Genomic DNA, 25,559 nt, shown 5'->3' on the forward strand with positions numbered 1-25,559 from the left:
CCTCCCACCCCTAACCCATAAAAAAATCAGTGTAACCCGTGCCACCCCAGAACTAACCCCTCTGTGTAATCAGTGCTACTCACCTGTGCCACCCATCACTAACCCATAAAAAAATCAGCGAAATCAGTGTTACCAGCCTTGCAATTCCCCTTGACCAATCGGACGTTCCATCTTCAGACATTCCTGAATCGCCGCCTGCTTAATATGCTTCATCTGCACCGCTTCCCCAGCACCCGCCGCTAAAAACGCCGCATTCATGGCAATCGTCTTAATATTTCCCCCTGCCATGTGCAGCTTTCCCAACTTCTTAAAATCCAACCCCTCTGTCGGCGTCTGTTGGGGAAACACCCGCCGCCAGATTTCCTCTCGTTCTTTGGCACCCGGATAGGGAAACTTGATAATAAACCGAATCCGACGAATAAACGCCTGATCCAACCCCGTCTGAATATTTGTCGTCAAAATCGCCAATCCCCGATACGTCTCCATTCGTTGCAACAAATAACTCACCTCAATATTGGCATGACGGTCATGGGAATCCTTCACCTCCGACCGTTTGCCAAACAGCGCATCCGCCTCATCAAAGAGCAAAATCGCCCCACTTCCTTCCGCCCCATCAAAGATGCGCCGCAGATTCTTCTCCGTCTCGCCAATATACTTACTCACCACCGCACTCAAATCAATGCGATAGACATCCAAGCGTAGGGTATTCCCCAATACCTCCGCCGCCAGGGTTTTCCCGGTTCCCGACATCCCCGAAAACAGGGCATTTATTCCCAATCCTCGCTGATTCTTTTGGGCAAATCCCCAGGTTTCATAGACCCTTCCCCGTTGCTGCACCTGTACCACCATCTCCCGCAGCATCCCCTTCTCTCTCTCCGGTAAAATTAAATCCTCCCATTCGGCGGTTGTCTCTATCCGCACTGCTAAGTCCTGCAACTGGGGACGGGCTTGGGTGCGGCAAATTTCCCAGAGGGGACTTTTTGCCACCTCTAAGGTGACAGGTTTCGGCGGTGGGGTTTCGGTGGTGGTTTTCCGGGTAGTGCGGCGTTTGCGCTTGGGTTTGCTTTCCTCTACGGGTTCAGGTGCAGGTGCAGGAGTAGCTTTGGCGGCTTCCTTGTTGGCGATTTCCTCCTCCAGACTCGTTTGCGCCCGAAGACACACCGTATAAATATCCCTGACACTCAGTTGAAACTGAGACACCAACGCCTCAATCTCCGCCTCCAGATGCACGGCTTTCTCGCCTAAAGCCCCTTGCCAAATCGCCTTCTGTTCCTCGGCGGTGGGGGGCTGCACTTCCCAGGTAATTAGCGATCGCATTCGTTGTCGCCCACGTTCGGGACTACTGACCATCAGAGGCAGATTAATCGTATCGATCAATTCCGATAACCCAGAGTTCATCCCCTCCTCCATCTCATCCCCATCCACGAATAGCACCGACTGACTCAATCGCCATTCCCGTTCACACAACTGCTTAACTAAACTCAGACTTCCCTGCTGAGGCGTCAACGCCGCTACCGATAAGCGATGGAGATTCAAATTCAACTGACGACAAACCGCCGCCGCGATCGCACTTTTACTCAATCCATCTACCCCGGATAACCCAATCACCGGCAATAATGTCCGGGATGACTCGACCCAAGTTGCCGCAATTTGCGCCACCATCTGCTGATGGGATGGCGGTAAAACGGCATAATCCTGTGCCGCCACGGACAAGGGCTGCACCATTCCCCGCAATCGCGAATCAATATAATCCTCCCCCAACAGATAATGGAAAATCCGCTCATCTATCCGCAAGGGACACTTAAGCCGACTCGTCCCCTCCCCCACTTCAATCAACCGCCACCAGCGCAAAGGCGCATCCGGACGCAAGGCAGCTAAATTCGGTTCTACAGAAAGCGCCCAGGCTAAACCAAACGTGGGATAATTCCGGTGCGCCTCCCCCTGTGCCTCAGCAGATAACGCCCCCCACTGTTCATCCAATTCCATCCCGGCACAGAGGAGCAATACATCCCGCTCAAACACTGATAACCGGAAGATCTGACAGAGTTGTATCAACGCCGAGGGTGGTGCATCCTCTTCCTCTTCTGGCGGCGCGATCGCGATCATCTCCGTCTCCTTTCCCTGACGCTGTTCTATCCGACCAATCAGCGCCTGTCGTACCTGTGCGATCGCATTCATCAGATCACGACGACTATTAGCTACATACCAATTTATAGTTGTTGTATCCTTTGCTACAGACATAGTTTTGGCTTTCCTCAAGATTGTTTCGGCTAAACCTGTCACGTTCTGATAATTCAAACTATTCTTTTCCTAAAAAAGGGTTAAATATTTAAATCTGTTTGATGTCTTAACACAACATCATAATTGCTCGTTTTTTACTCTGTTTCCGGAATAATTTACGAATTATCAGGGGATTCAGCCATTGTGAGAAGAATGTGCGGTTTTCAGGTATATTATCTATGGTGGATATTTTGTGGACAAAAATAATTCCAAGCTAGCTAAACCCCTTGAATGTTGGTAAAACATTGTATAAGTCTTGGTTTTCGTCTCCCGCCCAATATTCCCTTGGACGCATATATTTTATTAAACTTACAATAAAAATCATTACAAGGTATTGACAAAAACACAGATTACACAGATAAGGAAATGGCACAGACAGAACATTGAATAGTGAGGGACACAGATTAACACAGAAAACTAACTAATTTCCCCACAATCATCTTTTCCTCTTTTGCCTCCCCAGAACTAACGCTTCTGTGAAATCAGTGCGATTAACCCCCAAACACCCCACCCTTACCCTCTCCAAAAATCCGTGAAATCAGTGTGCCAGATTCTTACAATAGAAAGCACAAACCTCATTGCCTCAAACGCTGCTTGTGACTGTTTCTGCCTTTACCGCTGAACGCCTACTCTTTACACCGACTACCCCGGAAATCGATGCTATCCCCACCATCTTTGCCTTTCCCAATGACTACACCGTAGGCATCACCAGCCTAGGCTATCAAGTTGTTTGGGCAACCCTAGCCGAGCGATCTGACCTGCAAGTAAGTCGCTTGTTTACCGATTGTCATGAACCGTTGCCCAGACAAGCCGAATTACTCGGTTTCTCTATATCATGGGAACTCGATTATGTCAATATATTGTCCCTACTCGAATCCTTAGAAATTCCGGTACGATCAGCGCAACGGGACGATCACCATCCCCTCGTGTTTGGTGGCGGACCCGTACTCACCGCAAACCCAGAACCCTTTGCCGATTTCTTTGATGTGATCTTGTTAGGGGATGGGGAAACCCTATTAGGGGATTTCATTGACGCTTATAAACAGGTTCGCCACGCCGATAGAACCGAAAAATTGCGGCATTTAGCCCAAGTTCCAGGGATATATGTTCCCAGTCTGTATACGGTAACCTATCAGGATCAAACAGGCGCGATCGCATCCATTCAACCTGTTGATTCCCAGATTCCCGCCACCGTCACCAAGCAAACCTATCGCGGTAATACCCTATCCGCCTCCACCGTTGTTACCGAAAAAGCCGCTTGGGAAAATATTTACATGGTGGAAGTGGTACGCAGTTGCCCAGAAATGTGCCGCTTTTGTTTAGCTAGTTATTTAACCTTGCCCTTTCGCACGCCGAGTGCAACGGATTCGTTGATTCCAGCGATTGAACGCGGATTGACGGTAACTAAGCGGATTGGCTTACTGGGGGCGTCGGTGACTCAACATCCAGAGTTTGAAGTCTTGCTCGATTATCTGGCACAACCAGACTATGATGATGTCCGCTTGAGTATTGCCTCAGTACGAACCAATACCGTTACGCCCAAGCTAGCGGAAACCTTGTCGAAACGGGACACGCGATCAATTACTATTGCCGTGGAAAGTGGTTCGGAACGATTACGGCAAATCATTAATAAGAAATTGAATAATCAGGAGATCATCCAAGCGGCAATTAATGCCAAGGCTGGAGGATTAAAGGCACTCAAGCTTTATGGGATGGTGGGTGTCCCCGGCGAAGAAATGTCTGATGTGGAACAAACCGTAACCATGATGAAGGCGATCAAAAAAGCCGCCCCCGGTTTACGCTTAACCCTAGGATGCAGTACATTTGTACCCAAAGCCCATACCCCTTTTCAATGGTTTGGCGTGAATCCCGCTGCCCAGAAGCGGTTGAAGTATTTGCAGAAAACCTTGCGATCGCAGGGGATTGACTTTCGCCCGGAAAGCTATAATTGGTCAGTGATTCAGGCGCTAATCTCTAGAGGCGATCGCCGATTGTCGGAGTTGTTAGAATTAACGCGGCATTATGGCGACTCCGTGGGAAGTTTTCGACGGGCGTTTAAGCAATTAAAAGGCAAGTTGCCAGAATTGGATTTTTATGTGCATGACAATTGGTCAACAGAGCAAATATTGCCTTGGAGTCATTTACAAGGATCTTTACCTCAAGGTACATTATTAAAACATTTGGATGCGGCGATGTCATTCGTCAGGGAATAGGGAACAGGGAACAGGGAACAGGGAACAGGGAACAGGAGATGGGGGAGATGAGGCGGGTTTAGTTACATCTGTTCTACATAAAAACGATAACTCATGCAAGATTTAAAATCAGAACTCGCCCAATCTGTCGATGAAGCCGCCTGGGATTGGCTGGTTCCTCACGCTAAACGAGATGTTGTGATTGTGGTGAAGCCAGAGTTAGATCTACTCGATGTTGGAGTCGCGATCGCGAATGATGATACCTTGTCTGTCCAGTCTTGGATTAGTCACCAACAGCTTCACAAACCGTTTGCGAATCAATTAGCCGATTGGAATAGCGATCAAAGTAAACGTTTTCAAGCTTTGATTGTACAGCCCTATGTTTTAGTGCAAGAACTCGCCGCCTAAAACATTGCTGGGTTCAACCTCAATCAGCGGTTATGTTCCAGACGCGCCATGGAATGTCTGTACCAAACCATTGTAGGGGCGGGTTTAGGGACAATTGTAGGGGCGGGTTTAGGGACTAAATTCAGATATTCACCAATAACGGAACAACAAAACCCGCCCTTATTTAAGTAGGTCAGTGGCAATAAACTTACCTATAGTAAGTTATTTAAATAATCCTTAAACCCTTACAAATGACGAATGACGAATGACGAATGACGAATGACGAATGACGAATGACGAATGACGAATGACGAATGACGATCTTTACCGTTCACTTTAATTGTGTCCACCTACTTAAGTTCTATTTTTTCAGGAAATTCGATGTCTGACCCAGAGTAGCGCCAGTATGTCCAGTCGTCACCCACAATAAAGCTCTCGCACCATCCCGCAGGGATTTCTCAATCGGTTCCGGATCACGTCCTAACGACACAGGGACAGGTTTAAGAGTGATCCCGCGACTGCCAAACACAATTTCACCAATTACCCGCGCCCGCAGCATGTGATCGTCCGCCGTAATCAAATAGACACCATCAATTCCTTGGGCTTTCAACTCATCCACCAACGTCGTAAAGTTGGTTACCGTATCGGTAGCGCGGCGATCAATATGCAGATGATTGCGGGGAATTCCGGCTTTGGCGAATACCTTTTCGGTGTACCAAGACGGACTACCCGACGATACCCAGATGTGAAGATCAGGATGCTGCTGGGCAAAATCAGCCGCAAACAGTTCTCGTTCTTCTTCTCCCCCTAAAACCAAAATAGCTTCCGGCTGGATCAAATAACTTTGAATTTGCTTATAGCCACACAATAGCGAAACCGCCAAAATCGGCATCAACCAGGACAGTAATCTAACCTTAGAGCGCCGCGATCGCGAAAACAAGTATCGCCGTTGACGCACAGAAATCCTCAAAAGCATGAATAAACAGATGAATCAGGTGGTATCAAGGAGGAGCGCTCGTTGGGGCGGAACCTGGAAATCCCCCCTACATCGCAAGATACCAGTCTAAAGGTACGCTTAACCGCAATGCAATCCATTACTGGAAAAGTTCCACGATCCCCTGAAAACTTTCCACTCTAATTCTCTGCTAGTCCGTAAAGCTTCTAAAAATCTACTGTCAGATGACTTCAAATTAGGCAGCCGCCGTGATAATATTCGACACAAAGGTGTGAAGATGTCACCGATTGACACTGCTCATGTCCGGATAGCGATCGCCTGCGGCAATGTTCTGGGGAGCTACCTCGTCAATGCGCTGGAGTTGGTCTTGGGTGAAGGTGATGGTCGTTCCCTCAACATTCTCTTCCAAGTATCGACGGTGCTTAGTCCCAGGAATCGGTACAATGTCATCACCTTGAGCCAATAACCACGCGATCGCTAGCTGACTTGGAGTGACCCCTTTCTCCTGGGCAATTTCCTTAATCCGCTCAACCAGTTGCAAATTCTTGCTAAAATTTTCCCATTGGAACCGAGGTGAACTTCGGCGGTAATCATCCGGTGCTAAATCCTCTGGACTGGTAATCCGACCCGATAGAAATCCTCGACCCAGTGGACTATACCCGACAAAACCAATCCCTAATTCCCGAACCGTAGGCAGAATCTCGTCTTCTGGATCACGACTCCAGAGCGAGTATTCTGTCTGCAACGCGGTAATCGGGTAAACCCCATGAGCGCGTCGAATCGTCGCGGGAGCCGCCTCCGATAGACCAATGTAGCGTACTTTACCCTGTTCTACTAACTCAGCCATTGCTCCAACCGTTTCCTCAATCGGAACATTCGGATCAACTCGGTGTAAATAGTACAAGTCAATGTGGTCAATCCCCAGCCTTTCCAGGGATGCATCACACGCTTGATGGACATATTCAGGACGCCCATTGACGCCCCGAACCTGACTATCTTGACCCCGCACAATCCCAAACTTCGTGGCTAGGATAACTTGGTCGCGATGGTTGGCAATTGCTTTACCCACCAACCGCTCATTATCGCCACAACCATACATATCTGCTGTATCCAGAAAGGTCACTCCCAGTTCCAGCGCCCGGTGAATGGTAGCAATGGATTCGGCTTCATCCCTACCACTGTAGAACTCAGACATTCCCATACATCCCAGTCCTATGGCTGAGACCATCAGTCCATTTTTGCCGAGTTGTCGTGTCTTCATCATTAATCCTTGTGGGTTAATCGTGTTTGTCAATTCGGGTAATCGATTTGAAAACACAGGAATGTCAAAAATGGCGTCTTACTGACGGGACTGGCCGGATTCGAACCGGCGACCTAGCGCTTCAGATTGGTGTGAGTTTCCTCACTCTCTGGACTATCCCTTCACCTTGGGCGTATCGCCTTTAGGTGGTAGCCGTTCTGTTTAAGGACGTTTGTACTTTATAGAGCATACTGTCGTGGATGTAAGGACGAATGAACGCTAAAAACCGTTTTCCTTCCTTCGTTCCCATTCGCAGACGATAAAGACCTTTGGCTTTACTCAGCCCCCACTTAAATCCCCAAACCTCGGCAAAATAAGCAACAATGATCTCATTTTGTTCTTTAGAGAGATAAGTATTCAGGCTCAGTGTTAAAGCGTGAACCTTTCCGTCTTTCTTTGGGAAGGACTTAGACCCATCATCCATAAACCAAATCGCTATTCCCTGGGGGGTTAAGACATTTAAGAACGTTCGCGTGATTGTTTTCGTTCCCGCTTGATAAAGCCTCTTAACTAAAACCCGTGTCAGGGGAATCAACTTTGGTTCTAGGCGAATCTGCTCATAGCCCTTTGTTGTACTCCAGCGTCGGATGCTGACTGATTTACCAGTTATTTGTTCGAGAAGCTTTTTCTTAAATAAGAGATACTCCTCATACTTCGATGAATTCTGGATAAAGAAATTGTTTTGATTTCTTTTTCCATCACCTAATAACAGTCCAGCCAGAATACCGCGTTGCTCTACTTTCGATGAGACATTGTAGTCCATCTTTTATTGGTATCCTTAAACCAGTCTCTGCACCTTCCGATTCGTTTTTAGAGTGGAGTTTTGCCAGATTGACTTAAACTCAAACGAATCGGCTTGGCTCAAGATTACCGTATCTGGGATCAGACTTAGGCTTCCTTGAATTTGACTACATTCACTCGTCAGGTTTCCCTGGCGGTGCCCGATTTTTCAGGAGGCGCTTGCTCTATCCATCTGAGCCACAGCCCCATTTCGACTAAACTATTATACCCAAAAGCGTGGGGAACAGAGAACAGAGAACAGGGAACAGGGAACAGGGAACAGGGAACAGGCAATAGGCAATAGGCAATAGGCAATGGGCAATAGGTAAGGTAGAGTTTTGAGTTAACTTCCCCAGCTCCCTCTGCTCCCTCTGCTCCCTCTGCTCCCCCAGCTTCCCCAGCTCCCCCAGCTCCCTCTGCTCCCCCAGCTACTAGGAAATCCAGGGCAATTTCGCCTCACCTATCCACGCCTGATCCCAAGGTTCGCCTCCCACTTCTAAGCCGCACAGTGAGCTATGGGCGTTGAGAATCGTTTTCGGGATTCCCCCTTTTCGCGATCGCAATTCCAGCGTAATCTCACCCTGCATGGTATCGCGGCAAATAAAGATTAAACCCTGTTCCGTTGGGGCGCGGAGGGGAGTACCCGGTCGATTTGTTGTACTTGTCAACTCGACCTCATAGTCAGCATTACGGGCTTGCATTTGCCAGCTTCCCCACGGCTGAATCTGCCAGCGCACCTCTGAATTCCAGGGGACAAATTCATAAAATTTGCCTTGATAGTGGATACCAACTAATGCGGCGGATTCCATCCACCACAGCACTCCTCGCCTACCGCCCCCCGCCGTGAGTGCTAAGTCGGGTTCGTTGTCAAAACTGTTGCCATTGAGCCAAAACCACTTTTGCGGAAACGAACGCCCCCAGTTCTTTTCACCGTAAGCGGGAGCATTGGTAAACTCGTAGCGTTGACCATTCCATTCAATCCAACCCGTCGCCCAGCCGTGAGCCATTAAAATCTGCCAACCGGGTTCAAATATCTGAAATGACGATAACCAGCCGGCTGTGGATTGCTGAGGCGCGTTGTTACTCGCCCAACCATAGATGGGTTGAATTTGATAGCGCCAATGACAGTAATCCCCCGTGGCGGGATCGCTAATTTTACCTTGATTCCAGGTGGCGGTGGCTTGATACCCTTGCTGGATGTGATTGTCAAAGGTTAGGGGATCTAGATATTTGGCGGGCATTGCTAAGTCCGTTCTGCCCCAATGTCCTAGGGCTAATGATGAGGGAGATGCCCAAAATTGCTCAACATCGGGAAACGTCCGGCAGAGGTAGCCATCCTCAGGACCTAAAACTTGAGCCGAGCCACCACTGTGGGGTTGACCGCCAATGGGATCTTCAATGGAATACATGAAACCAAAAGTCTGACCCCAATCGGGTAAGGTGACTCGATAGTACCATCCTTCAAAGAAGCGAGAACTACTTCCATCCCAGTGATAGCCGCTATGGGGGGTTTGCAGGAGATTGGCATTCATTCGTTGAGGTAAGGTGAAAGGGGGCAGAGGAAGATGAGGGAGATAGGGGAGATAGGGGAGAATTTACAAATGACGAGTGACGAAAAGCGATAAAAACTTCACCAAAACTTTATAGAGAATTAGTATCATTCATAAATATTAAGCCATAATGATCTAAAGCACTGGAAGAAGAATAATTATGTCACGTTTTGTTATCAATTTTTAAGATGAGTTAAATGTGCGTGCGGATCGGGGTAGCTGAGCTAAGGTGGCGAATCAAACACCGACTACGAATGGATGGAGCGATCGCGGCGACAAGGTCTTAGACTTAGCCCCAGCCAACTGCTTAGATAAGGTTATACAAAGATGGTTCAAAACCCTGCTAGTTCTACAGTTTCCCTAGCTGAATTTTCGACACTGACAGAATTGCTGTGCTGGAGGGCGCGTCAGCAGTCAGATAAATTAGCCTATAAGTTTCTCGTTGATGGCAAGCCAGACGGACCCGAACTCACTTATGCCGAACTTGACCGTTTAGCCCGGGCGATTGGCGCTTGGCTGCAACAGCATAGTACCAAAGGAGAGCGAGCGTTACTCCTCTATCCCCAAGGATTAGAGGTGATTGCCGCCTTTTGTGGCTGTTTGTATGGCGGGATTATTGCGATTCCAGTCCCGCCTCCTGATGGGGGACGGATGAAGCGCACGTTACCCAGACTGCGATCGATTGTTCAGGATGCTCAAGCCTCGATTTGTCTAACCACAGGTCGAATCCTGTCTTTACTGGAGAACGGACGGGAGGATTTTCCCGAATTCGACCAAATGCAATGGCTGGATACGGAACAGGTGGATCTGAATCTGGCTGAAGCATGGCAAGATCCACAAGCAAGTCGGGATGATCTGGCGTATCTTCAGTACACATCAGGATCTACCTCCACACCCAAGGGCGTGATGCTATCTCACCATAACCTGATGTTCCATTCCGGCTCTCTTAATGAAGCCTGCGGTTATGATGCCGATAGCGCTACCGTGACTTGGATGCCTTATTTCCACGATTACGGGTTAGTCCAAGGCATGGTGCAACCCCTTTATAACGGTACGCCCTGTTATGTGATGTCGCCCTTCTCCTTTATTAAGCAACCGATGCGCTGGTTAGGGGCGATTTCTCATTATCGGGCAACTCATAGCCAAGCGCCGAACTTTGCTTACGACTTGTGCGTGCGGCGGGCAAAACCAAAACAACTAGCAAAACTGGATTTGAGCAGTTGGCAAGCGGCGGGAAATGCGGCGGAACCGATTAACCCGAAAGTGATGCAGGCGTTCTTTGAAACCTTTGAACAATGCGGGTTTCGCTGGAATGCATTCGCCCCAGCCTATGGACTAGCAGAAGATACCCTGCTGGTATCGAGTAAGCCATTACTCACCCCGCCAGTTCTCTGTATCCTGGATGCATCCGCCTTAGAAAAAAATCGGATTGTTCCTGTATCCAGTCCCCAAGAGGGGGTGAGGATGTTACCCAGTTGTGGGCGTCTGGTGTGTGATACTCAAGTGGTTATCGCTAATCCTGATACATTAACCCAATGTGACCCTGATGAAGTGGGGGAAATTTGGGTGAAAGACCCCAGTGTTGCTCAAGGGTATTGGCAACGTCCAGAGGCGACAAAGGAAACCTTTCAGGCTTATCTGACAGATACTGGGGAAGGTCCGTTCTTGCGAACTGGGGATTTAGGATTTTTGCGGGATGGTGAACTGTTTATTACGGGTCGGATTAAAGACCTGATTATTATCCGAGGTACGAATCATTATCCGCAAGATATTGAATGGACGGTACAAGCGGTTCACTCCGCCTTGCGTCCTGATTATGGGGCGGCATTTTCGATCGAGGCTGGGGGTGAGGAACGATTGATTACGTTGCAGGAGGTTGAACGTCGAACTCAAGATGTCAACTTTGAGGAAGTGATTGGCGATATTCGCCAAGCTATTGCTGAAGAACACGAAATCCCGGCGTATGCGGTTGTCTTAGTTCAACCGGGAACCATTGAGAAAACCTCAAGTGGTAAGATTCAGCGCCGTGCGGCGAGAACCAAGTTCCTAGATGGAGAACTGGGTGTGATTGCAGATTGGAGTGAAAATCCGAAACTGACGAGTAAGTTCCGCACTCTCCAGGGAGAAGTCGATGCTTTGGCGCAGCAATTACAAGTTCCTAAATCTTAGGGTGGGTCATTTGTCATTCGTTATAGATTCATCGCACTTGGTCGGGGCGGGTTTAGTAACATCAGGGTGGCAAACAACGATAATAGTGAAACCCGCCCCTACGAAAACGACAAAGACGCGCCGTGGCACGTCGGGAACACTCAAAACTCGTTGATAGGGTATAGAGAAATGCATCAACTAAAACAGTATCAAATAGCAGAAGCGCTAGAACGGGATTTGGGAGATCCGGGTCATCCAGAGAGTACGATGTCCTTCAAACGGGTGATGGAACTGGATGAGAGCGAAGAGTTTCCTGAAGCTGAAGTGGATTGGCTTTATAACTGGAAACTGCAAGATTACTATGTGCCAGAAAACTGTGGTGGCAAGTTTACCTCGTTTGAGGAATTCGTCGCCTTTGTCCGGGTGATGTCGCGGCGAGACCAAACGATCGCGATCGCATTCACCACCATGTTCTGGTCATTCCTGACTTGGATGGCGGGGACAGATGACCAGAAAAAGAAACTATCCCAGTTTATCCGCGAGGAAAAGGGGACGATGTGTCTGGCTTATTCCGAACGGGCGCATGGGAGTGACTTGATTGGCGGTGATGTGACGGCGAAAAAAGTCGAGGGGGGCTATCTCCTGAATGGCGAAAAGTGGCCCATTAACCGCGCCACTCGTTCCGGGGTAACCTTTGTTTTAGCCAAAACCGATGAAGAGGAGGGCGCTCGTTGTCTCTCCTTATTTATGGTTGACAAACGGCAACTTGACCCCTCAACCTACTACCACCTGCCCAAAATCCTCACCCATGGGATTCGCGCTTCGGATATGAGTGGAATTGGGTTTAAGGATTGCTTTATTCCCGAAGCAATGCGGTTAAAAGACGAGGGTTCGGGGTTAGAACTAGCACTCAAGGGATTCCAAATCACCCGGATGTTGTGCGCCGCCTTTTCTCATGGTGCGGCTGATACGGCGATGAGAACCACGTTGAACTTTGCCATTGACCGGGTTATTTATAACAAAACCGTTTTTGATATCCCCCAACCTCGACAAACCTTAGTTGATGCCTTTATTGACATGTTGGTTTGTGATTGCGAAACCATTGGGGCGGCGAGAGGGTTTCATATTATCCCCGAACAATTCTCGGTTTGGTCGGCGGTGGTCAAATACTTCGTCACCATCAAACTAGAGGAAGTGATTAACAGTGTTTACGTTGTCCTCGGTTCCCGTTTCTATATGCGGGATGAGCATGACTACGGCATTTTCCAGAAACTGCTGCGGGATAATTCAATTATCAGTATGTTTGATGGCAGCAGTGTGGTGAACCTCCATGCTCTAATTCTCCAGTTTCGCCCAATCGCCAAATATCGCTCCAGACGCAAGCAGAAGACGATGGAGGGGATTCAATCCCGCCTAGATACCATTTTTTCCCTCGAAAAATCTGTGCCGTCCTTTGAGCCTGAGAAACTGGGATTATTTGGTCGCGGGGCTGATGATGTGCTGCAAGGGCTAGAAATTGCCTGGGAACAACTCCAGGCGCTGACGACGGAAGCCGATGTTGACGCCGACGTACTGGAAAAAATTATCACCTTAACTACCATTGTTTTAGAAGAACTCGACGCCTTCGATGAACGCATTGCCAACTCCGGATTTGAACATGGTCATGATCAAGATCCCGAACTCTTTGAACAGGCGAAAAAATACTGCGACTTACACGCCGCCGCCGCGTCAGTTCACACCTGGATTTACAACCGAACAATCTTGGATGATTTTTTTGCTAAGGGAGAATGGTTAGTCTTAGGACTTTATCGCCGTTTACGCCCCTGGCGATCGCTGCCCAATATTGTCCCGAAAGCGTACAGTGAAAATGTGGCACAACACCTGCTGAAGCTGCATCAGGAAAACAAAATGTTTTCCATTGTACCGATTCAACTCGCCCAAACTGAAACACAAGAGGAACAACCCCATGCAAGTGCAGAACTCCAACTCCAAGCCTAATGACGTTATGGTTCAAAGTGACGTAGAAACCCCCAATCAGTCCGTTGATTCCGTCCAAGCTATTCAAAACTGGATGGTGAATCAACTGGTAGAACAACTGTCCCTAGATGCCAAAAATATTGATGTTACCGAACCTCTAACCCGCTATGGGCTGGATTCCATTGATGCGGTAACCATTGTCGGTGAACTCGAAGATTGGTTAGAGGTGGAATTACCTTCAACCTTGTTCTGGGATTATCCGACAATTGAGAAATCGGCTCAATACCTAGTCGAAGAATTCGATGTTTCAGCCGCATTGAACAACGCCGAACCCGCATCCCCCTCGGATAATAAAGAAGCGAAGCCCGAAGCATCGGAAAAATCCGGCAAAGGCTGGGGTGGATTTTGGAAAGGATTGGGAGGGTAGAGACGTGCCATGGCACGTCTGGGAGCAGAGGGAGCAGAGGGAGCTGGGGAAGTTAACTCAAAACTCTACCTTACCTATTCCCTATTCCCTGTTCCCTGTTCCCTGTTCCCTGTTCCCTATTCCCTAACAAATGACAAATGACGAATGACAAATGACAAAGGACAAAAAAGGAGGAAGCCGTTAATTGAATTTTTCTGACTTTTCCTTCTGGTGGATTCTACTACTTTACGCCATTCCTTTCTTTGCCATTCGCTATGTGGGCAAATCCCTGAAGTTATGGCGAGACAACTTTGACACCATCGGTTTGGCGGTAATGTCGCTGATGTTGTTCTTAAACGCCAGTCGCTCCAGTTTCGCCATTTTTATTGTTGAAATTGTTTTCAACTACTTCATGGTGCGGCTAATGCTTCAGCGTCGTGGAAATGGTGCTAAGCTAATTGCCGCGATTGTGATTATCACGAACATTGCGATCCTCGCCTACCTAAAATACTTGACATTTTTCGTCGAAGATGTATTCGGCATTGTCGTACCGGGATTCAAGAACAACTGGGAACAAGGCTTTCCCTTGCCCATCTTTCAACAGATTCCCCCTGGTGTCTCCTTCTACACCTTCCAGATGGTGGCGTTTGTGGTTGATTCACTCAGACCCAAATATAAAAAACCCATCGCCTTTCTGGATTACATTAACTTTATTGCCTTCTTTCCGCAAATTGTCGCCGGACCGATTGAACGACGGGCTGACTTATTACCCCAAATTCAATCATTTCGGTTTAAATTCACAGCCGAAAACTTTGAGTTGGGATTACGATGGCTATCCTTGGGCTTCTTTATGAAGTTGGTGCTAGCCGATAATATCGCCCCCTACATTAACTTACAAGAAACCGCCAATCCCTGGATTGTATGGTTCTTTGCTTACTTATTTACCTTGCGAATCTACTTTGATTTTGCCGGGTATAGTTTCATGGCGCTGGGTGTGGCGAGAATATTGGGAGTAAAACTAACCGTGAACTTCCTGGCGCCCTATACCTCCGTCAGTATCCAAGAGTTTTGGCGGCGATGGCACATTACCCTAAATAACTGGTTTCGCGACTATGTGTTTCTGCCGTTGATGGGTTCTAAAAAACAATTAGCCGCTTTCTTTTTATTCATCACCTTTACCTTATCCGGATTCTGGCATGGTGCGGCGTGGAATTTCATTATTTGGGGCGCGTATCACGGGGCGTTACTGTTGCTATTGCGATATACAGGTAGACCGTTTCAACGCTTGATGGGGAAAGGCAAACAAGTCTCCCGGTTTCAGTTTATTTCCTGGGCGCTAACCTTTGGAGCAGTGACGCTGGGGTGTCTGTTCTTTATGGACACGAATATTCTGCGCTTGCTCTCAAAGTTACGCACGATTGTTACCCCATGGGCGTATTCTTTATCGAATTTAGGCGAATTCTTGAGTTCCTACAGTCTCAACGAAGGCGCTGTGTTAATTGTCACGCTGTTGTTGGCAAATGCTGTGTTATTTATGGAACATCTCGCCGTTTGGCAGAAACGGAAGTTTGAATATGAATTGTTACTATTGCCTTGGGTGTCGCGAGTTTTATTAGGATTAACTATCCTATTTGCGGCGAATCAGCCGTCTGAGTTTATTTACTTTGAATTCTGATGTGGAAACCATTAAAACTGACCAGTTGGATTGCAGTTGCTGTTGTCGCCTGGACAATCGGTTATATTTACAACGCCCGCTATGGCGGAGAGTTAAGTTGGCTCCGGATGATGTACGAAGACAAAATCGCGTTAGCTGAGGATAAGGTGGAAGCGCCGCGACGGTTGCTGATTACGGGCGGTTCAGGGGCGCATTATACGATTAATTCCGAGTTGATGTCAGAGAAACTGGGGATTCCGGTGTTGAACTTGGGAATCGATGGACCCGTGGGTTTGAATGTGATTCTTCCCAGTATTATTGATCAGGTTCGTCCCGGAGATATTGTGCTACTGATTCCCGAATATCTCATTTTATGGTCAGAGGATGGATTGGGCGATCGCTCGGCTCAATTTGGTGTCGCCATTGGACGTCCGGGGTTGGGTGGGGTTCCCCCAAAACAATTGGCTCAAGATACCCTAATGCTGGGTACCGCCACACTCAGAGGCGTCACTAAATCGACGATAGATGTCATCCAAAAAGGACAGATGACGGGGTACTATTCCGATGGAGTGAATGCTTATGGTGATCCCGCCCCGGAAGATGATAAACGCCGCACAGCAGACTGGTGGGAATTGCCAATTAATAAACCCATCACCAAACATGCACTTAAACGGATTGAGCAATTTCGTCAGGAAGTCGAAGCCAAAGGAGGAACATTAGTTCTCTCATTACCCTGGGTTTATGCTCGCACTGATGAGAAATCCGTGGAAAATGTGGAAAAAACGGCAGAGGAGTTAGCCAAAATTGCCCCATTAATTTATGACCCAGAATCTTTAAATATGAAGACTGACTCCGATTTATTTGCTGATACCCACTACCACCTAACCCCTAAATCTCGGACAATTAGATCCAGGGAGTTGGTGAAGCAACTCCGAGCAATTCCTGAACTAGACTTTAGGAAGGAACAATGAACCATGAACCATCGATTCACATCTGTATTCTAGGCGGGGGGTTTGGTGGACTTTACACCGCCTTGTACCTGCAACGGTTTCGCCTGTTTAAATCACCTAAGTATAAGTATAAAATTACCTTAATCGATCGCAAAGATCATCTGGTGTTTACACCCTTGCTCTATGAACGGGTAACCGAGGAACTACAAGCCTGGGAAATTGCCCCCCGTTATCAAAATTTAATTAGAAACACAACAATTGACTTTTGTCAAGGAAATATTCAAGCGGTCGATCTAGAAAAACGCCAGGTTAAGCTGCAATTAGAAACCCTATCAGAATTAGGGCAAAATCTCAAAATCCTAAATTATGACTATTTAGTATTAGCCGTTGGTGCCGAGATGCGCTTAGAGGGTGTACCGGGTGCGGCGAAGTATGCTTATCCCTTTCGCACCGTTACTGATGCAGAACACCTCAACCAACAGCTTAACCAGTTGGAACAGTCGAATTTGCCCCAAATTCGCATCGCGGTAATCGGTGCAGGACCGAGTGGTGTAGAGTTAGCTTGTAAACTGAGCGATCGCTTGCAGGAACGAGGACAGGTAAGACTGATTGAACGGGGTCAGCAATTGCTGAAAACCTTTACCCCTTACAGTCAAAAATCCGCCTATCGCGCCTTAACTGCACGTCGAGTACAAATGGATTTTGTAACTAGCGTAGAGGCGATTGAATCGGATCAAATTACCCTGATTAATCAGAACGGAAAAACCCTTATGCCTGTTGATCTGGTGTTATGGACAGTGGGGACTCGTTCCATTGAATGGGTACGCCATCTCCCCTGTCAACAGAATCCTCAAGGTAAGATACTCACCCACCCTACTTTACAGGTTGTGGATTATCCAGAAGTCTTAGCCCTAGGGGATATGGCAGAAATTCAAGATTATCCAGGTCAACTCCCCAAAACCGCACAAGTGGCTTACCAACAAGCGGATTGTGCCGCCAAAAACCTGTATCGGGCGGTTAGGCGTAAACGGTTAAAGCCGTTCCGCTATTTACATTTAGGCGAAATGTTGACCTTGGGAAAAGGGGAGGCGGTAGTGTCCAGTTTTGCCCTGAAGATCAGCGGTCGTTTGGCTGGTATGATTAGACAATTCGTTTATCTCCAGCGATTGCCCACCCTGCGCCATCGCTTGCGGGTGTTGCAGCATTGGGTCGGTCAATGGTTGGTTAATTTAAGGCGACAATTGGCACAGCTATTCTGGAAGCGTCGGCGGCGAAAAACGGTTCGTTAATTGTCATTTGTTATTTGTCATACTCGCTTCGCGAGAAGCCAGCTACGTCATTCGTCCTTTGTCATATTTCATACTTAAGGGGAATTTTACTGACTTAGTATCGAAATTATCGTTTTTTGAGGCAACTCCTAAAATCCCGTGAGGTCTACCGTTTATGGCGTCCAGTGTGCAGAAACCGAAAGGTAAGTGGGTGAGTAAATTTGAACCTTTGTTTGGGTTTGATTTGCGATCGCTAGCTGTGTTTCGTATCGGTGTAGCGATTATCCTGATTGCCGATTTGCTCATCCGTGCCCAGGATATTACCACACTTTACAGCGATGCTGGGGTATTACCGCGCACCGCGTTAATCGATGAGATTCTGCATCCGTGGTATTGGTCGGTACATTTACTGGGGGGTCAACCCTTTATTCAAGGCATTGTCTTTTTGCTGGCGGGGTTAATTGCCGTCGCCCTACTGGTAGGATACCGGACAAGGCTGGCTGCGATCGCGTCTTGGGTGTTGTTGATTTCCCTACAAAATCGGAATCCTACCGTATTATTTGCCGCCGATGACATGATGCGGGCGCTATTGTTCTGGATGATGTTCTTACCCTTAGGGGCGTGTTACTCGGTGGATAGCGCCTTGAATTCATCCAGTAAGCCGTTACCCAAGCGGATTCTCACCGGGGCTACATTCGCGCTAACCTTACAAATTTATTACGTTTATGCCTTTTCCGGTGCGTTTAAAACAACCAGCGATATCTGGTTTCCCAAACTCACAGCCGTCTATTATGCCTTAAGTTTTGACCAGTACGCTGCACCACTGGGTCAATTCCTGCTGAACTTCCCGCCCCTGTTAGTTTTTTCCACGGTTGCCACATTAATATTGGAGTGGATTGGTCCCTTATTTCTCTTTATCCCCTGGCGCACCACGTTTTTCCGCTGCGCCACCATTATCACGTTTATCTTGTTACATATTGGGTTTGGCTTAACGCTGCATATCGGCTTGTTTCCCGCGTTAGGGATATTTGTCTGGTTGGTGTTTATCCCAACTGAGGTATGGGATGCCCTTTATAAGCGAATGTATACCCCCCAAAGGGCAGGATTAAAAATTTATTATGATGCCGACTGTGGGTTCTGTAAAAAGGTTGTTTATCTGCTACGAACCTTTTTAATTTTGCCCAAAACCCCCTTACAAACGGCGCAGGATGACCCCTCAATTTATGCCGATATGCAGGAAAAAAACTCCTGGGTAGTTGTAGACTGGCAGGAGAACAGGCATTTCAAGTGGGAAGCAATGGCGTATGTGGTGAGTCTTTCTCCGGTCTTTAAACCCCTAGCCTACGTTCTCCGTTGGCGTCCTTTGATGGCGGTGGGAACAAAGTTCTATGAAACCATTGCCTCAAATCGTCAAGTTGCGGGTCAATTCACCGCCCCCTTAAAATTTCGTCCGGTGGAAGTCCGTTCTTCGGGACTATTAAACATCGTCACCTTGTTGTTATTGGCTTACGTTACCGTTTGGAATTTCCGCAGTTTAGCCGATGCGCGATCCCTAAAACGGACACTTGATCCCAATGTTCGCGCCAAAATTGACCGGGTGATGAAGTCAAGGACGCTGAATTCCCTAGACTGGATTAGTCGCCTATTGCGGTTAGATCAGTCGTGGAGTATTTTCGCCCCAGCGCCGCCCAGAGATGATGGCTGGCACGTTATTGTCGGTAAACTCCAGGATGGTAGCGAGGTTGACCTTTTGCGGAATAGCGGTTCTGTAAATTGGGATAAGCCAACGATTAAGCAGCGCAATACCCTGTATCCCAATATGCAGTGGCGTACCTACTTCATCAATCTCAATCGCGCGATCGGCAATAAGCTTTATCCTTATTATGCTGAGTATTTATGTCGCACCTGGAATCAACACCATCAGGGAAACCAACAGCTAGAAAGTTTAGACATTTATTTTGTGGATGAACGAACTGTCCCACCCGGAGAAACTCAGGATTTAGAGAAGAAAAATCAGTGGCAGCAATCTTGTTCTGGAGAAGATTAGGGAAAATTGATAAAAATCAAGTCAATAAATAAAAACTATCGTACCTAATAGTCTATGAACAGGGAAAAACAACAAAAGTTAACATCTCCACTAGGACGATGGCTAGTCTTACTGATCACGGTTTTAGTTTTAGGTCTATTTTTCCGCTTTGTTCATCTCGACCAAAAAGTCTACTGGCTTGATGAAACCCACTCATCTTTGCGAATTTTCGGCTATACGGAACCTGAATTTATTCAAGATATTTTTTCCGGTGAGGTCGTTAATTCTGATGATTTGCTCCAGTATCAGCGTCCGAGTCCGACCAAAAATTGGGGAGATACGATTCGGGTTTTAGCCGGAAACACGGAGCATACTCCACTTTACTATCTCGCACTCAGAGTTTGGGCAATTGGGTTGGGCAGTTCAGTGGCGGCGCTAAGAAGCTTTTCCGTTCTGATTAGCTTATTGGCTTTACCTGGCATTTATTGGCTCTGCCAAGAACTGTTTGAATCCCCATTTGTTGCCTGGGTAGCCGTGGCGCTGATGGCAATTTCACCCTTCCATATTTTGTATGCTCAGGAAGTGCGCCCTTATAGTTTATTGACCGTGGCTATTTTACTCTCAAGCGCCGCTTTATTGAGAGCCATGCGCCTGAATACAAAGGCAAGTTGGAGTATCTACGCCATTACTCTAACATTGGGATTTTACACTCATTGGTTTTTTACTGTTGTTGCAGCGTCTCATGGACTTTATGTCGTTGTCATTCAAAGATTTCGCCTGAATAAAACGGTTATTGCTTATAGTTTAGCCTCTTTAGCTGGGGTGATTGTCTTCTCTCCCTGGATAATCAATACGATAACGACGCCACCACCCTTAGAAGAGCAAATGGGTTGGGTTTTCCAAAAATTGCCTATATTAACTTTAGTTAAATCCTGGGGATTAAGTGTTAGCCGTATTTTCTTAGACCTAGATAGAGGATGGTGTTTACCTTTAAACCGTCCAGATTGCAGCTATTTATTGAGTGACAATAAATCCCTTATCTATTGGTTAATTTTGCCGCTGATTGTTTTAGGGGGATATTCGATTTATTTTCTTTGCCAAAAAACTCCAGCACGGGTATGGATTTTTATTCTCAGCTTGATTGGAGTTATGGCTGCAGCCTTGATCATCCCCGATATTATTAAAGGCGGTCAACGGTCAACAGTGACTCGTTATGTTATCCCTTGTCTATTAGGGTTTCAGTTGGCTGTTGCTTACCTTTTGGCAAGCAAAATGTCCACCAATTTCCGGTCAGTTAGGCAACAGGAAATATGGCAAGCAATTTTTGTTATTTTGATTTCCCTCGGCATTTTATCCAACCTAATAATTACTCAAGCCCATGGATGGTGGAGTAAAGGCGGTAATTATCACGTTCACCCTATTGCGACTATCGTTAACCAAGCTGAACAACCCCTCGTCTTGTATTCAGTTCCATCAAATGTGCTTTGGGGTAAAGGGGGGGCTGTGGGGAGAGTTGTACCCCTTACTCGTCAGTTTGAGCCAAATGTAGGAATTTTGTTTGTCGTTCAACCAACTGTTCCGTCGGAAATTCCGGCACAGTTTCAAGACTTATACGTTTACCGACCTCATGATGAATTAAAATCTTGGTTAGAACAAAATCAAAACTATACACTTGAGCCTGTTGTTGTTGATCCCCGTCGTCGAGAAAACCCCCGACTGTGGAAACTCGTCAAGTAGCCTTTCAACCAAACAATTATAACAATTGGTTTGCCATGTCAAAACTAGGTCATACACATCCCTATAAATTCACAGTCCACCTTCTATCTATCGTTATCTTATTTTTCATCGGACTACAATTCTATACCGCCAAACATCTGAGAGGGTTTTGGCCCAAGTTTCGACGACTGCAATATCCTTATAAACTACTCAAACCCCCTCCAGATCCTAGCCTCTGGCCCTTCGTTAGTTATCCGATGTACAATTATGCCAAATATGAAGGAGATACAATCAAGCAATATTCAATTTATGCCACTCTAGATGATTCAACTGAAGTCCTGATTAAACCTGAAGATTTAGGTATCAATTACTGGGTTTTTATGTATGTCTTCAAAGGATCACTACGGTTAGAAAAAAAAGAAATGATCATGAATTTTGTCCAGTTATACGAAAGTCGTTACCACACTAAAATAATCAATTTGCGATTGTATAATTATCCCCTAGTCTTACTCAAAGACAAGATAATTGAAGCGGAACCCCAACTGGTAAAACAGTACCCAATTGCCGAATTGATGAAAAAATAATACCGATGCTAAAAAAACTAACTATGCCTTGGGAATGGTGGACAACCTATTGGTTCAGACTCACCCCCTTGTTTAATCTAGCTATTAGTCGAATTATTATTGTTGGCTCTCAACTCTTCTATTTATTAGTTCCAGGTCGAGATGGTACTATAGTGAGTCAGTTAGTTAATAATTCTCAATTACCAGATTTTCTTTACAATCCGCTACCCATTTTAAAGAATATACTCTTACCATTTGGGCTAAATCATCCTCCTCCCGTTGCACTGCTATTGGTGATTTTAGCGTTCACGATAATAACAGGAACATTCGGATTAATTGGACTATTCACTAATCTAAATTTAATTATCTTTGCGATAGGGAATATATTAATTCAAGCTTATATATACTCCTTCGGTGCATTGTATAGTCATTCTCAAGCCTTAATCATGATATCGCTTGTCATCTTGGCTTTGAGTCCTGCTGGTCAAGTTTTATCCCTAGACGATCTGCGGCGTCGTATTCGACAAAATTGCCAAAGAAAAAGCGTAGATACTTTTGATATTCAGCAAGAAAAAAGTCACTTGGCTAGATGGCCCTTGTTACTCATCCAGTGGATGTTTGCAATTATCTACCTCGACTCAGCTATGAGTAAGCTCCTTAAAGGAGGACTCGATTGGATGAATGGCTATACATTACAATATTATTTGTGGCAGGATGGACTGATTTGGAATAGACCCTTGGGGATTTGGTTAGCTGGACAACATACATTAGCTATACTATCCTCTTGGGTAGCAATCCTGTTTGAGGCAACATTTTTCTTTGTGCTAATTTTCCCCCGTTTAATCTGGTTTTATATTCCTCTAGGAATTTGCTTCCATACAGGAATATATATTGCTCAAAATGCTCCATTCCTTAAGTATATTCCTTGCTATTCAGCCTTTATTCCTTGGGCAGAATTAGTCGGAAATGTGTCTAAACGTCGTCGCCTTGATGGTTTAACTCACAACCCTGAAATTATTTATGACAAATCAGATAATCATTGTCTCACTATCATTACCGTTTTATCCTACTTTAATTGGTTTAATCGGCTAACATTCAGGGATTGGCAGACCAAACAATCATCTCAGAGCGATAACATGGCGGAAATTGCCCTGGATGATTATCAAAAACGGCTTTATCTTGTCCTCCCTAGCGGCTCAAAACGCAAAGGTTTTTTAGCGTTCCGTGAAAGCCTGCGGTATTTGCCTCCCTTATGGCTGTTGTACCCGGTACTTTCTTTGCCATTTATCTCTAAAATCAGTGCGAACTTGTATAAATCGATGGAGTCAAGACAATAAGGAATTAAAATATGACAGATTCATTATCCTTTGAAAAACATCAAGCACCCATCGCCCCATCAAATCCACTGGCGTTATCGGTAGTTGTACCCATTTACAATGAAGTCGCTAGTATACCCCACCTAGTTGACGCCGTAGCAGCGAGTTTAAAAGCCAATCAGCTTTCCTACGAAATTGTCTGTGTCGATGATGGTTCCCAAGATGGTTCCACAGAACTCCTCTTGGAGTTAGCACGCAGCCGCCCGGACTTAAAAGCGGTGATTCTCCGCCGAAATTACGGTCAAACCGCCGCCATGTCAGCCGGATTTAAACATGCTCAAGGTCGCGTTATTGTGATGATAGATGGTGATTTACAAAATGAGCCAGCTGATATTCCCGCCTTACTCGCCAAAATAGAAGAAGGGTATGATTTAGTCAGTGGTTGGCGCAAAGAAAGACAAGATGCGGCGTTAACTCGACTCCTCCCCTCTAAAATTGCTAATTGGCTGATTGGTAAAGTGACTGGTGTCAAATTACATGACTATGGTTGTTCCCTGAAAGCCTACCGTTCTGAACTGGTGGCGGATATGCATCTCTATGGCGAGTTACATCGATTTCTACCCGCGTTAGCTTATATTGAGGGGGCAAGAATTACAGAAATTCCGGTGCGACATCATGCCCGTCGCTACGGTCAAAGTAAATATGGCTTAGGGCGAACATTTCGTGTAATTATGGATTTAGTTACCGTATTTTTCATGAAAAAATTTCTCACTCGTCCCATGCATGTCTTTGGACTATTCGGCTTGCTTTCCTTCGGTGTGGGATTGTTTTTAGGGCTATATTTAACCGTACTCAAACTAGGTTTTGGGCAAAATATTGGTGACCGACCGTTGTTGATTTTAGCCGTTGTCCTCCTATTAGCAGGAGTCCAGTTATTTAGTTTTGGTCTGTTAGCAGAAGTGTTAATGCGAACCTATCACGAGTCCCAAGGGCGACCAATTTATCGAGTGCGGGAAGTAATAGGAGGAATGAAGGATGTGTAGGGTGTGGGGTATCGGGTGTCGGGTGTCGGGAACGATTGAACCTGCCCTTATTTCCGTTGATTCGCCTTCCTCATTTATCTTTTAGAAGTCTTTTCCATACGTTCACTTAAAATTGCCAGTCCAGCGGCGCTGATTTCTGCCAGAATACTAACAAGGCGAAATAAGGCAACCCCTGTAAGGATGAGACCCGTAGGCAACTGCTGATCTAAAAGCGCGATCGCGGTGGCTTCAAATACGCCTAAACCTCCCGGTGCGCCAGGTACGACTAATCCCAGTAACCAGGCGAAACTAAACGCACTCAGTAACGACGGGATCTGACTCGGAGTAATTGATCCTACCGCCAGTAAGGTAAATAAAAATCCGGTTCCCCGAAATCCCAAAAAACCCATTTCACCCAACAATGGCAATAAGGGATAGTGTTCAATGGTAAACTCTTCCGTATCTGTGACCTTCTTGGAACGGCTTAAGCGTTGAACAATAGGATTAAGAACTCGCGGATGAACTCCCAGCAACACCACGGCTAAACCCACAAATTTTAAACCCCATATCCGGCTATCAGACGCCATATTAACCCAACCCAATCCACCACTAATTAAGGCAATCGCTAACGCAGAAGCTGCCATTAACAGGGGTTCGAGCAACACGCTGATACTAGCAGCGCCCACGGAACCTCCTGCCCGCATTACGGCGGAAATTCGACCATAGAAATGCCAGACATTGCCGGGTAAATATTTAGCAACGTTTGTTTTCAGATAAACTTGTAGCGCTAAACGCTGTCCAATGGGTTGTTTAAATGCCTGTAGAATCCACGTCCAAACCCAACCCGACCAAATATGTGCCAGAAGCGTCACCAAAAGTGCGATCGCCAGCATTGTCCAGCCCTGGGGATCAATGCGAATTCCAGCAACGTCTCGCCAATGATCTTTAAAAGCTTTGGCGATAAAAAATAGCGTTCCGCCCAGAATGACCCAGCGAATGTAGGGTTTTATCGATGACCAGATTTTTTTCATGGGCTAGGGGGGAAGCAGGGGAGCTGGGGAAGCTGGGG

21 protein-coding genes are annotated in these 25,559 nt (G+C 46.6%); 14 read left to right on the top strand and 7 right to left on the bottom strand.

The features are described from left to right. Positions 1 to 129: 129 nt before the first annotated feature. Entirely contained in the window at positions 130 to 2,298 is a 2,169-nt protein-coding gene (locus RIC07_RS05590; protein ID WP_446393648.1) for an AAA family ATPase, read from the bottom strand. A 578-nt stretch (positions 2,299 to 2,876) separates the two neighbouring features. On the opposite strand from RIC07_RS05590, the gene RIC07_RS05595 reads away from it, so the two are divergent. Together RIC07_RS05595 and RIC07_RS05600 are read left to right on the top strand one after the other, a co-directional pair. Further along, positions 2,877 to 4,493 (top strand): B12-binding domain-containing radical SAM protein, encoded by a 1,617-nt coding sequence (locus RIC07_RS05595; RefSeq protein ID WP_446393649.1) that lies wholly within the window; start codon positions 2,877 to 2,879, stop codon positions 4,491 to 4,493. Positions 4,494 to 4,586: 93 nt separating this feature from the next. Next, positions 4,587 to 4,880, top strand: coding sequence for a DUF2288 domain-containing protein (locus tag RIC07_RS05600; RefSeq protein WP_446393650.1), 294 nt, complete (start codon positions 4,587 to 4,589; stop codon positions 4,878 to 4,880). Between the two features lie 340 nt (positions 4,881 to 5,220). Here the strand turns inward: RIC07_RS05600 and RIC07_RS05605 are convergent, their stop codons facing one another. From RIC07_RS05605 to RIC07_RS05625, 5 genes are all read right to left on the bottom strand, one after another. Beyond that, positions 5,221 to 5,835 carry a YdcF family protein gene (locus RIC07_RS05605; protein WP_446380591.1) on the bottom strand — a complete coding sequence of 205 codons (615 nt, stop codon included), beginning with the start codon at positions 5,833 to 5,835 and terminating at the stop codon, positions 5,221 to 5,223. 259 nt (positions 5,836 to 6,094) lie between these two features. Then, complete coding sequence (locus RIC07_RS05610; RefSeq protein WP_446393704.1) at positions 6,095 to 7,075, bottom strand: aldo/keto reductase; 981 nt, start codon at positions 7,073 to 7,075, stop codon at positions 6,095 to 6,097. A gap of 181 nt (positions 7,076 to 7,256) precedes the next feature. Then, positions 7,257 to 7,877 (bottom strand): LAGLIDADG endonuclease, encoded by a 621-nt coding sequence (locus tag RIC07_RS05615; RefSeq protein ID WP_446393651.1) that lies wholly within the window; start codon positions 7,875 to 7,877, stop codon positions 7,257 to 7,259. 158 nt (positions 7,878 to 8,035) lie between these two features. Then, positions 8,036 to 8,209, bottom strand: coding sequence for a hypothetical protein (locus RIC07_RS05620; protein ID WP_446393652.1), 174 nt, complete (start codon positions 8,207 to 8,209; stop codon positions 8,036 to 8,038). A gap of 116 nt (positions 8,210 to 8,325) precedes the next feature. Beyond that, a complete protein-coding gene (locus RIC07_RS05625) occupies positions 8,326 to 9,426 on the bottom strand; it encodes a tocopherol cyclase family protein (RefSeq protein WP_446393653.1) in 1,101 nt (366 codons plus the stop codon). 345 nt (positions 9,427 to 9,771) lie between these two features. Between RIC07_RS05625 and RIC07_RS05630 the strand changes: the two genes are divergently transcribed. The 12 genes from RIC07_RS05630 (at position 9,772) to RIC07_RS05685 (ending at position 24,511) form a co-directional block, all read left to right on the top strand. Further along, positions 9,772 to 11,613 (top strand): fatty acyl-AMP ligase, encoded by a 1,842-nt coding sequence (locus RIC07_RS05630; protein WP_446393654.1) that lies wholly within the window; start codon positions 9,772 to 9,774, stop codon positions 11,611 to 11,613. 168 nt (positions 11,614 to 11,781) lie between these two features. Further along, on the top strand, positions 11,782 to 13,590 hold the full coding sequence (locus tag RIC07_RS05635) for an acyl-CoA dehydrogenase (protein ID WP_446393705.1): 1,809 nt from the start codon (positions 11,782 to 11,784) through the stop codon (positions 13,588 to 13,590). Between the two features lie 7 nt (positions 13,591 to 13,597). Beyond that, entirely contained in the window at positions 13,598 to 13,996 is a 399-nt protein-coding gene (locus RIC07_RS05640) for an acyl carrier protein (protein ID WP_446393655.1), read from the top strand. Positions 13,997 to 14,005: 9 nt separating this feature from the next. Further along, positions 14,006 to 14,137 (top strand): hypothetical protein, encoded by a 132-nt coding sequence (locus RIC07_RS05645; protein ID WP_446393656.1) that lies wholly within the window; start codon positions 14,006 to 14,008, stop codon positions 14,135 to 14,137. Positions 14,138 to 14,180: 43 nt separating this feature from the next. After that, entirely contained in the window at positions 14,181 to 15,650 is a 1,470-nt protein-coding gene (locus RIC07_RS05650) for an MBOAT family O-acyltransferase (protein ID WP_446393657.1), read from the top strand. Continuing rightward, positions 15,650 to 16,600 carry a hypothetical protein gene (locus RIC07_RS05655; RefSeq protein ID WP_446393658.1) on the top strand — a complete coding sequence of 317 codons (951 nt, stop codon included), beginning with the start codon at positions 15,650 to 15,652 and terminating at the stop codon, positions 16,598 to 16,600. The genes RIC07_RS05650 and RIC07_RS05655 overlap by 1 nt, the downstream gene beginning before the upstream one ends. Continuing rightward, a complete protein-coding gene (locus tag RIC07_RS05660) occupies positions 16,597 to 17,868 on the top strand; it encodes an NAD(P)/FAD-dependent oxidoreductase (RefSeq protein WP_446393659.1) in 1,272 nt (423 codons plus the stop codon). The genes RIC07_RS05655 and RIC07_RS05660 overlap by 4 nt, the downstream gene beginning before the upstream one ends. 154 nt (positions 17,869 to 18,022) lie before the next feature. Beyond that, positions 18,023 to 19,894: a DCC1-like thiol-disulfide oxidoreductase family protein gene (locus tag RIC07_RS05665; protein ID WP_446393660.1), complete on the top strand. Its 1,872-nt coding sequence runs from the start codon at positions 18,023 to 18,025 to the stop codon at positions 19,892 to 19,894. A gap of 54 nt (positions 19,895 to 19,948) precedes the next feature. Further along, positions 19,949 to 21,610 carry a glycosyltransferase family 39 protein gene (locus RIC07_RS05670; protein ID WP_446393661.1) on the top strand — a complete coding sequence of 554 codons (1,662 nt, stop codon included), beginning with the start codon at positions 19,949 to 19,951 and terminating at the stop codon, positions 21,608 to 21,610. Positions 21,611 to 21,645: 35 nt separating this feature from the next. Next, positions 21,646 to 22,173: a hypothetical protein gene (locus RIC07_RS05675; protein WP_446393662.1), complete on the top strand. Its 528-nt coding sequence runs from the start codon at positions 21,646 to 21,648 to the stop codon at positions 22,171 to 22,173. A 5-nt stretch (positions 22,174 to 22,178) separates the two neighbouring features. Next, entirely contained in the window at positions 22,179 to 23,489 is a 1,311-nt protein-coding gene (locus tag RIC07_RS05680) for an HTTM domain-containing protein (RefSeq protein ID WP_446393663.1), read from the top strand. 11 nt (positions 23,490 to 23,500) lie between these two features. Then, a complete protein-coding gene (locus tag RIC07_RS05685) occupies positions 23,501 to 24,511 on the top strand; it encodes a glycosyltransferase family 2 protein (RefSeq protein WP_446393664.1) in 1,011 nt (336 codons plus the stop codon). Positions 24,512 to 24,585: 74 nt separating this feature from the next. Here the strand turns inward: RIC07_RS05685 and RIC07_RS05690 are convergent, their stop codons facing one another. Continuing rightward, on the bottom strand, positions 24,586 to 25,521 hold the full coding sequence (locus tag RIC07_RS05690) for a lysylphosphatidylglycerol synthase transmembrane domain-containing protein (RefSeq protein WP_446393665.1): 936 nt from the start codon (positions 25,519 to 25,521) through the stop codon (positions 24,586 to 24,588). Between the last annotated feature and the right edge of the window lie 38 nt (positions 25,522 to 25,559).

The organism is Coleofasciculus sp. E1-EBD-02 (assembly GCF_040218245.1).
Classification (GTDB): Bacteria; Cyanobacteriota; Cyanobacteriia; order Cyanobacteriales; family Coleofasciculaceae; genus Coleofasciculus.

What these genes read in the sequence shown, in the direction of transcription:
- RIC07_RS05675 (WP_446393662.1), top strand. Translation starts at nt 21,646, where the DNA reads ATGTCAAAACTAGGTCATACACATCCCTATAAATTCACAGTCCACCTT.
- RIC07_RS05605 (WP_446380591.1), bottom strand. Translation starts at nt 5,835, where the DNA reads ATGCTTTTGAGGATTTCTGTGCGTCAACGGCGATACTTGTTTTCGCGA.
- RIC07_RS05690 (WP_446393665.1), bottom strand. Translation starts at nt 25,521, where the DNA reads ATGAAAAAAATCTGGTCATCGATAAAACCCTACATTCGCTGGGTCATT.
- RIC07_RS05615 (WP_446393651.1), bottom strand. Translation starts at nt 7,877, where the DNA reads ATGGACTACAATGTCTCATCGAAAGTAGAGCAACGCGGTATTCTGGCT.
- RIC07_RS05670 (WP_446393661.1), top strand. Translation starts at nt 19,949, where the DNA reads ATGAACAGGGAAAAACAACAAAAGTTAACATCTCCACTAGGACGATGG.
- RIC07_RS05665 (WP_446393660.1), top strand. Translation starts at nt 18,023, where the DNA reads ATGGCGTCCAGTGTGCAGAAACCGAAAGGTAAGTGGGTGAGTAAATTT.
- RIC07_RS05655 (WP_446393658.1), top strand. Translation starts at nt 15,650, where the DNA reads ATGTGGAAACCATTAAAACTGACCAGTTGGATTGCAGTTGCTGTTGTC.
- RIC07_RS05600 (WP_446393650.1), top strand. Translation starts at nt 4,587, where the DNA reads ATGCAAGATTTAAAATCAGAACTCGCCCAATCTGTCGATGAAGCCGCC.
- RIC07_RS05685 (WP_446393664.1), top strand. Translation starts at nt 23,501, where the DNA reads ATGACAGATTCATTATCCTTTGAAAAACATCAAGCACCCATCGCCCCA.
- RIC07_RS05660 (WP_446393659.1), top strand. Translation starts at nt 16,597, where the DNA reads ATGAACCATGAACCATCGATTCACATCTGTATTCTAGGCGGGGGGTTT.
- RIC07_RS05630 (WP_446393654.1), top strand. Translation starts at nt 9,772, where the DNA reads ATGGTTCAAAACCCTGCTAGTTCTACAGTTTCCCTAGCTGAATTTTCG.
- RIC07_RS05680 (WP_446393663.1), top strand. Translation starts at nt 22,179, where the DNA reads ATGCTAAAAAAACTAACTATGCCTTGGGAATGGTGGACAACCTATTGG.
- RIC07_RS05625 (WP_446393653.1), bottom strand. Translation starts at nt 9,426, where the DNA reads ATGAATGCCAATCTCCTGCAAACCCCCCATAGCGGCTATCACTGGGAT.
- RIC07_RS05610 (WP_446393704.1), bottom strand. Translation starts at nt 7,075, where the DNA reads ATGAAGACACGACAACTCGGCAAAAATGGACTGATGGTCTCAGCCATA.
- RIC07_RS05645 (WP_446393656.1), top strand. Translation starts at nt 14,006, where the DNA reads ATGGCACGTCTGGGAGCAGAGGGAGCAGAGGGAGCTGGGGAAGTTAAC.
- RIC07_RS05640 (WP_446393655.1), top strand. Translation starts at nt 13,598, where the DNA reads ATGGTTCAAAGTGACGTAGAAACCCCCAATCAGTCCGTTGATTCCGTC.
- RIC07_RS05635 (WP_446393705.1), top strand. Translation starts at nt 11,782, where the DNA reads ATGCATCAACTAAAACAGTATCAAATAGCAGAAGCGCTAGAACGGGAT.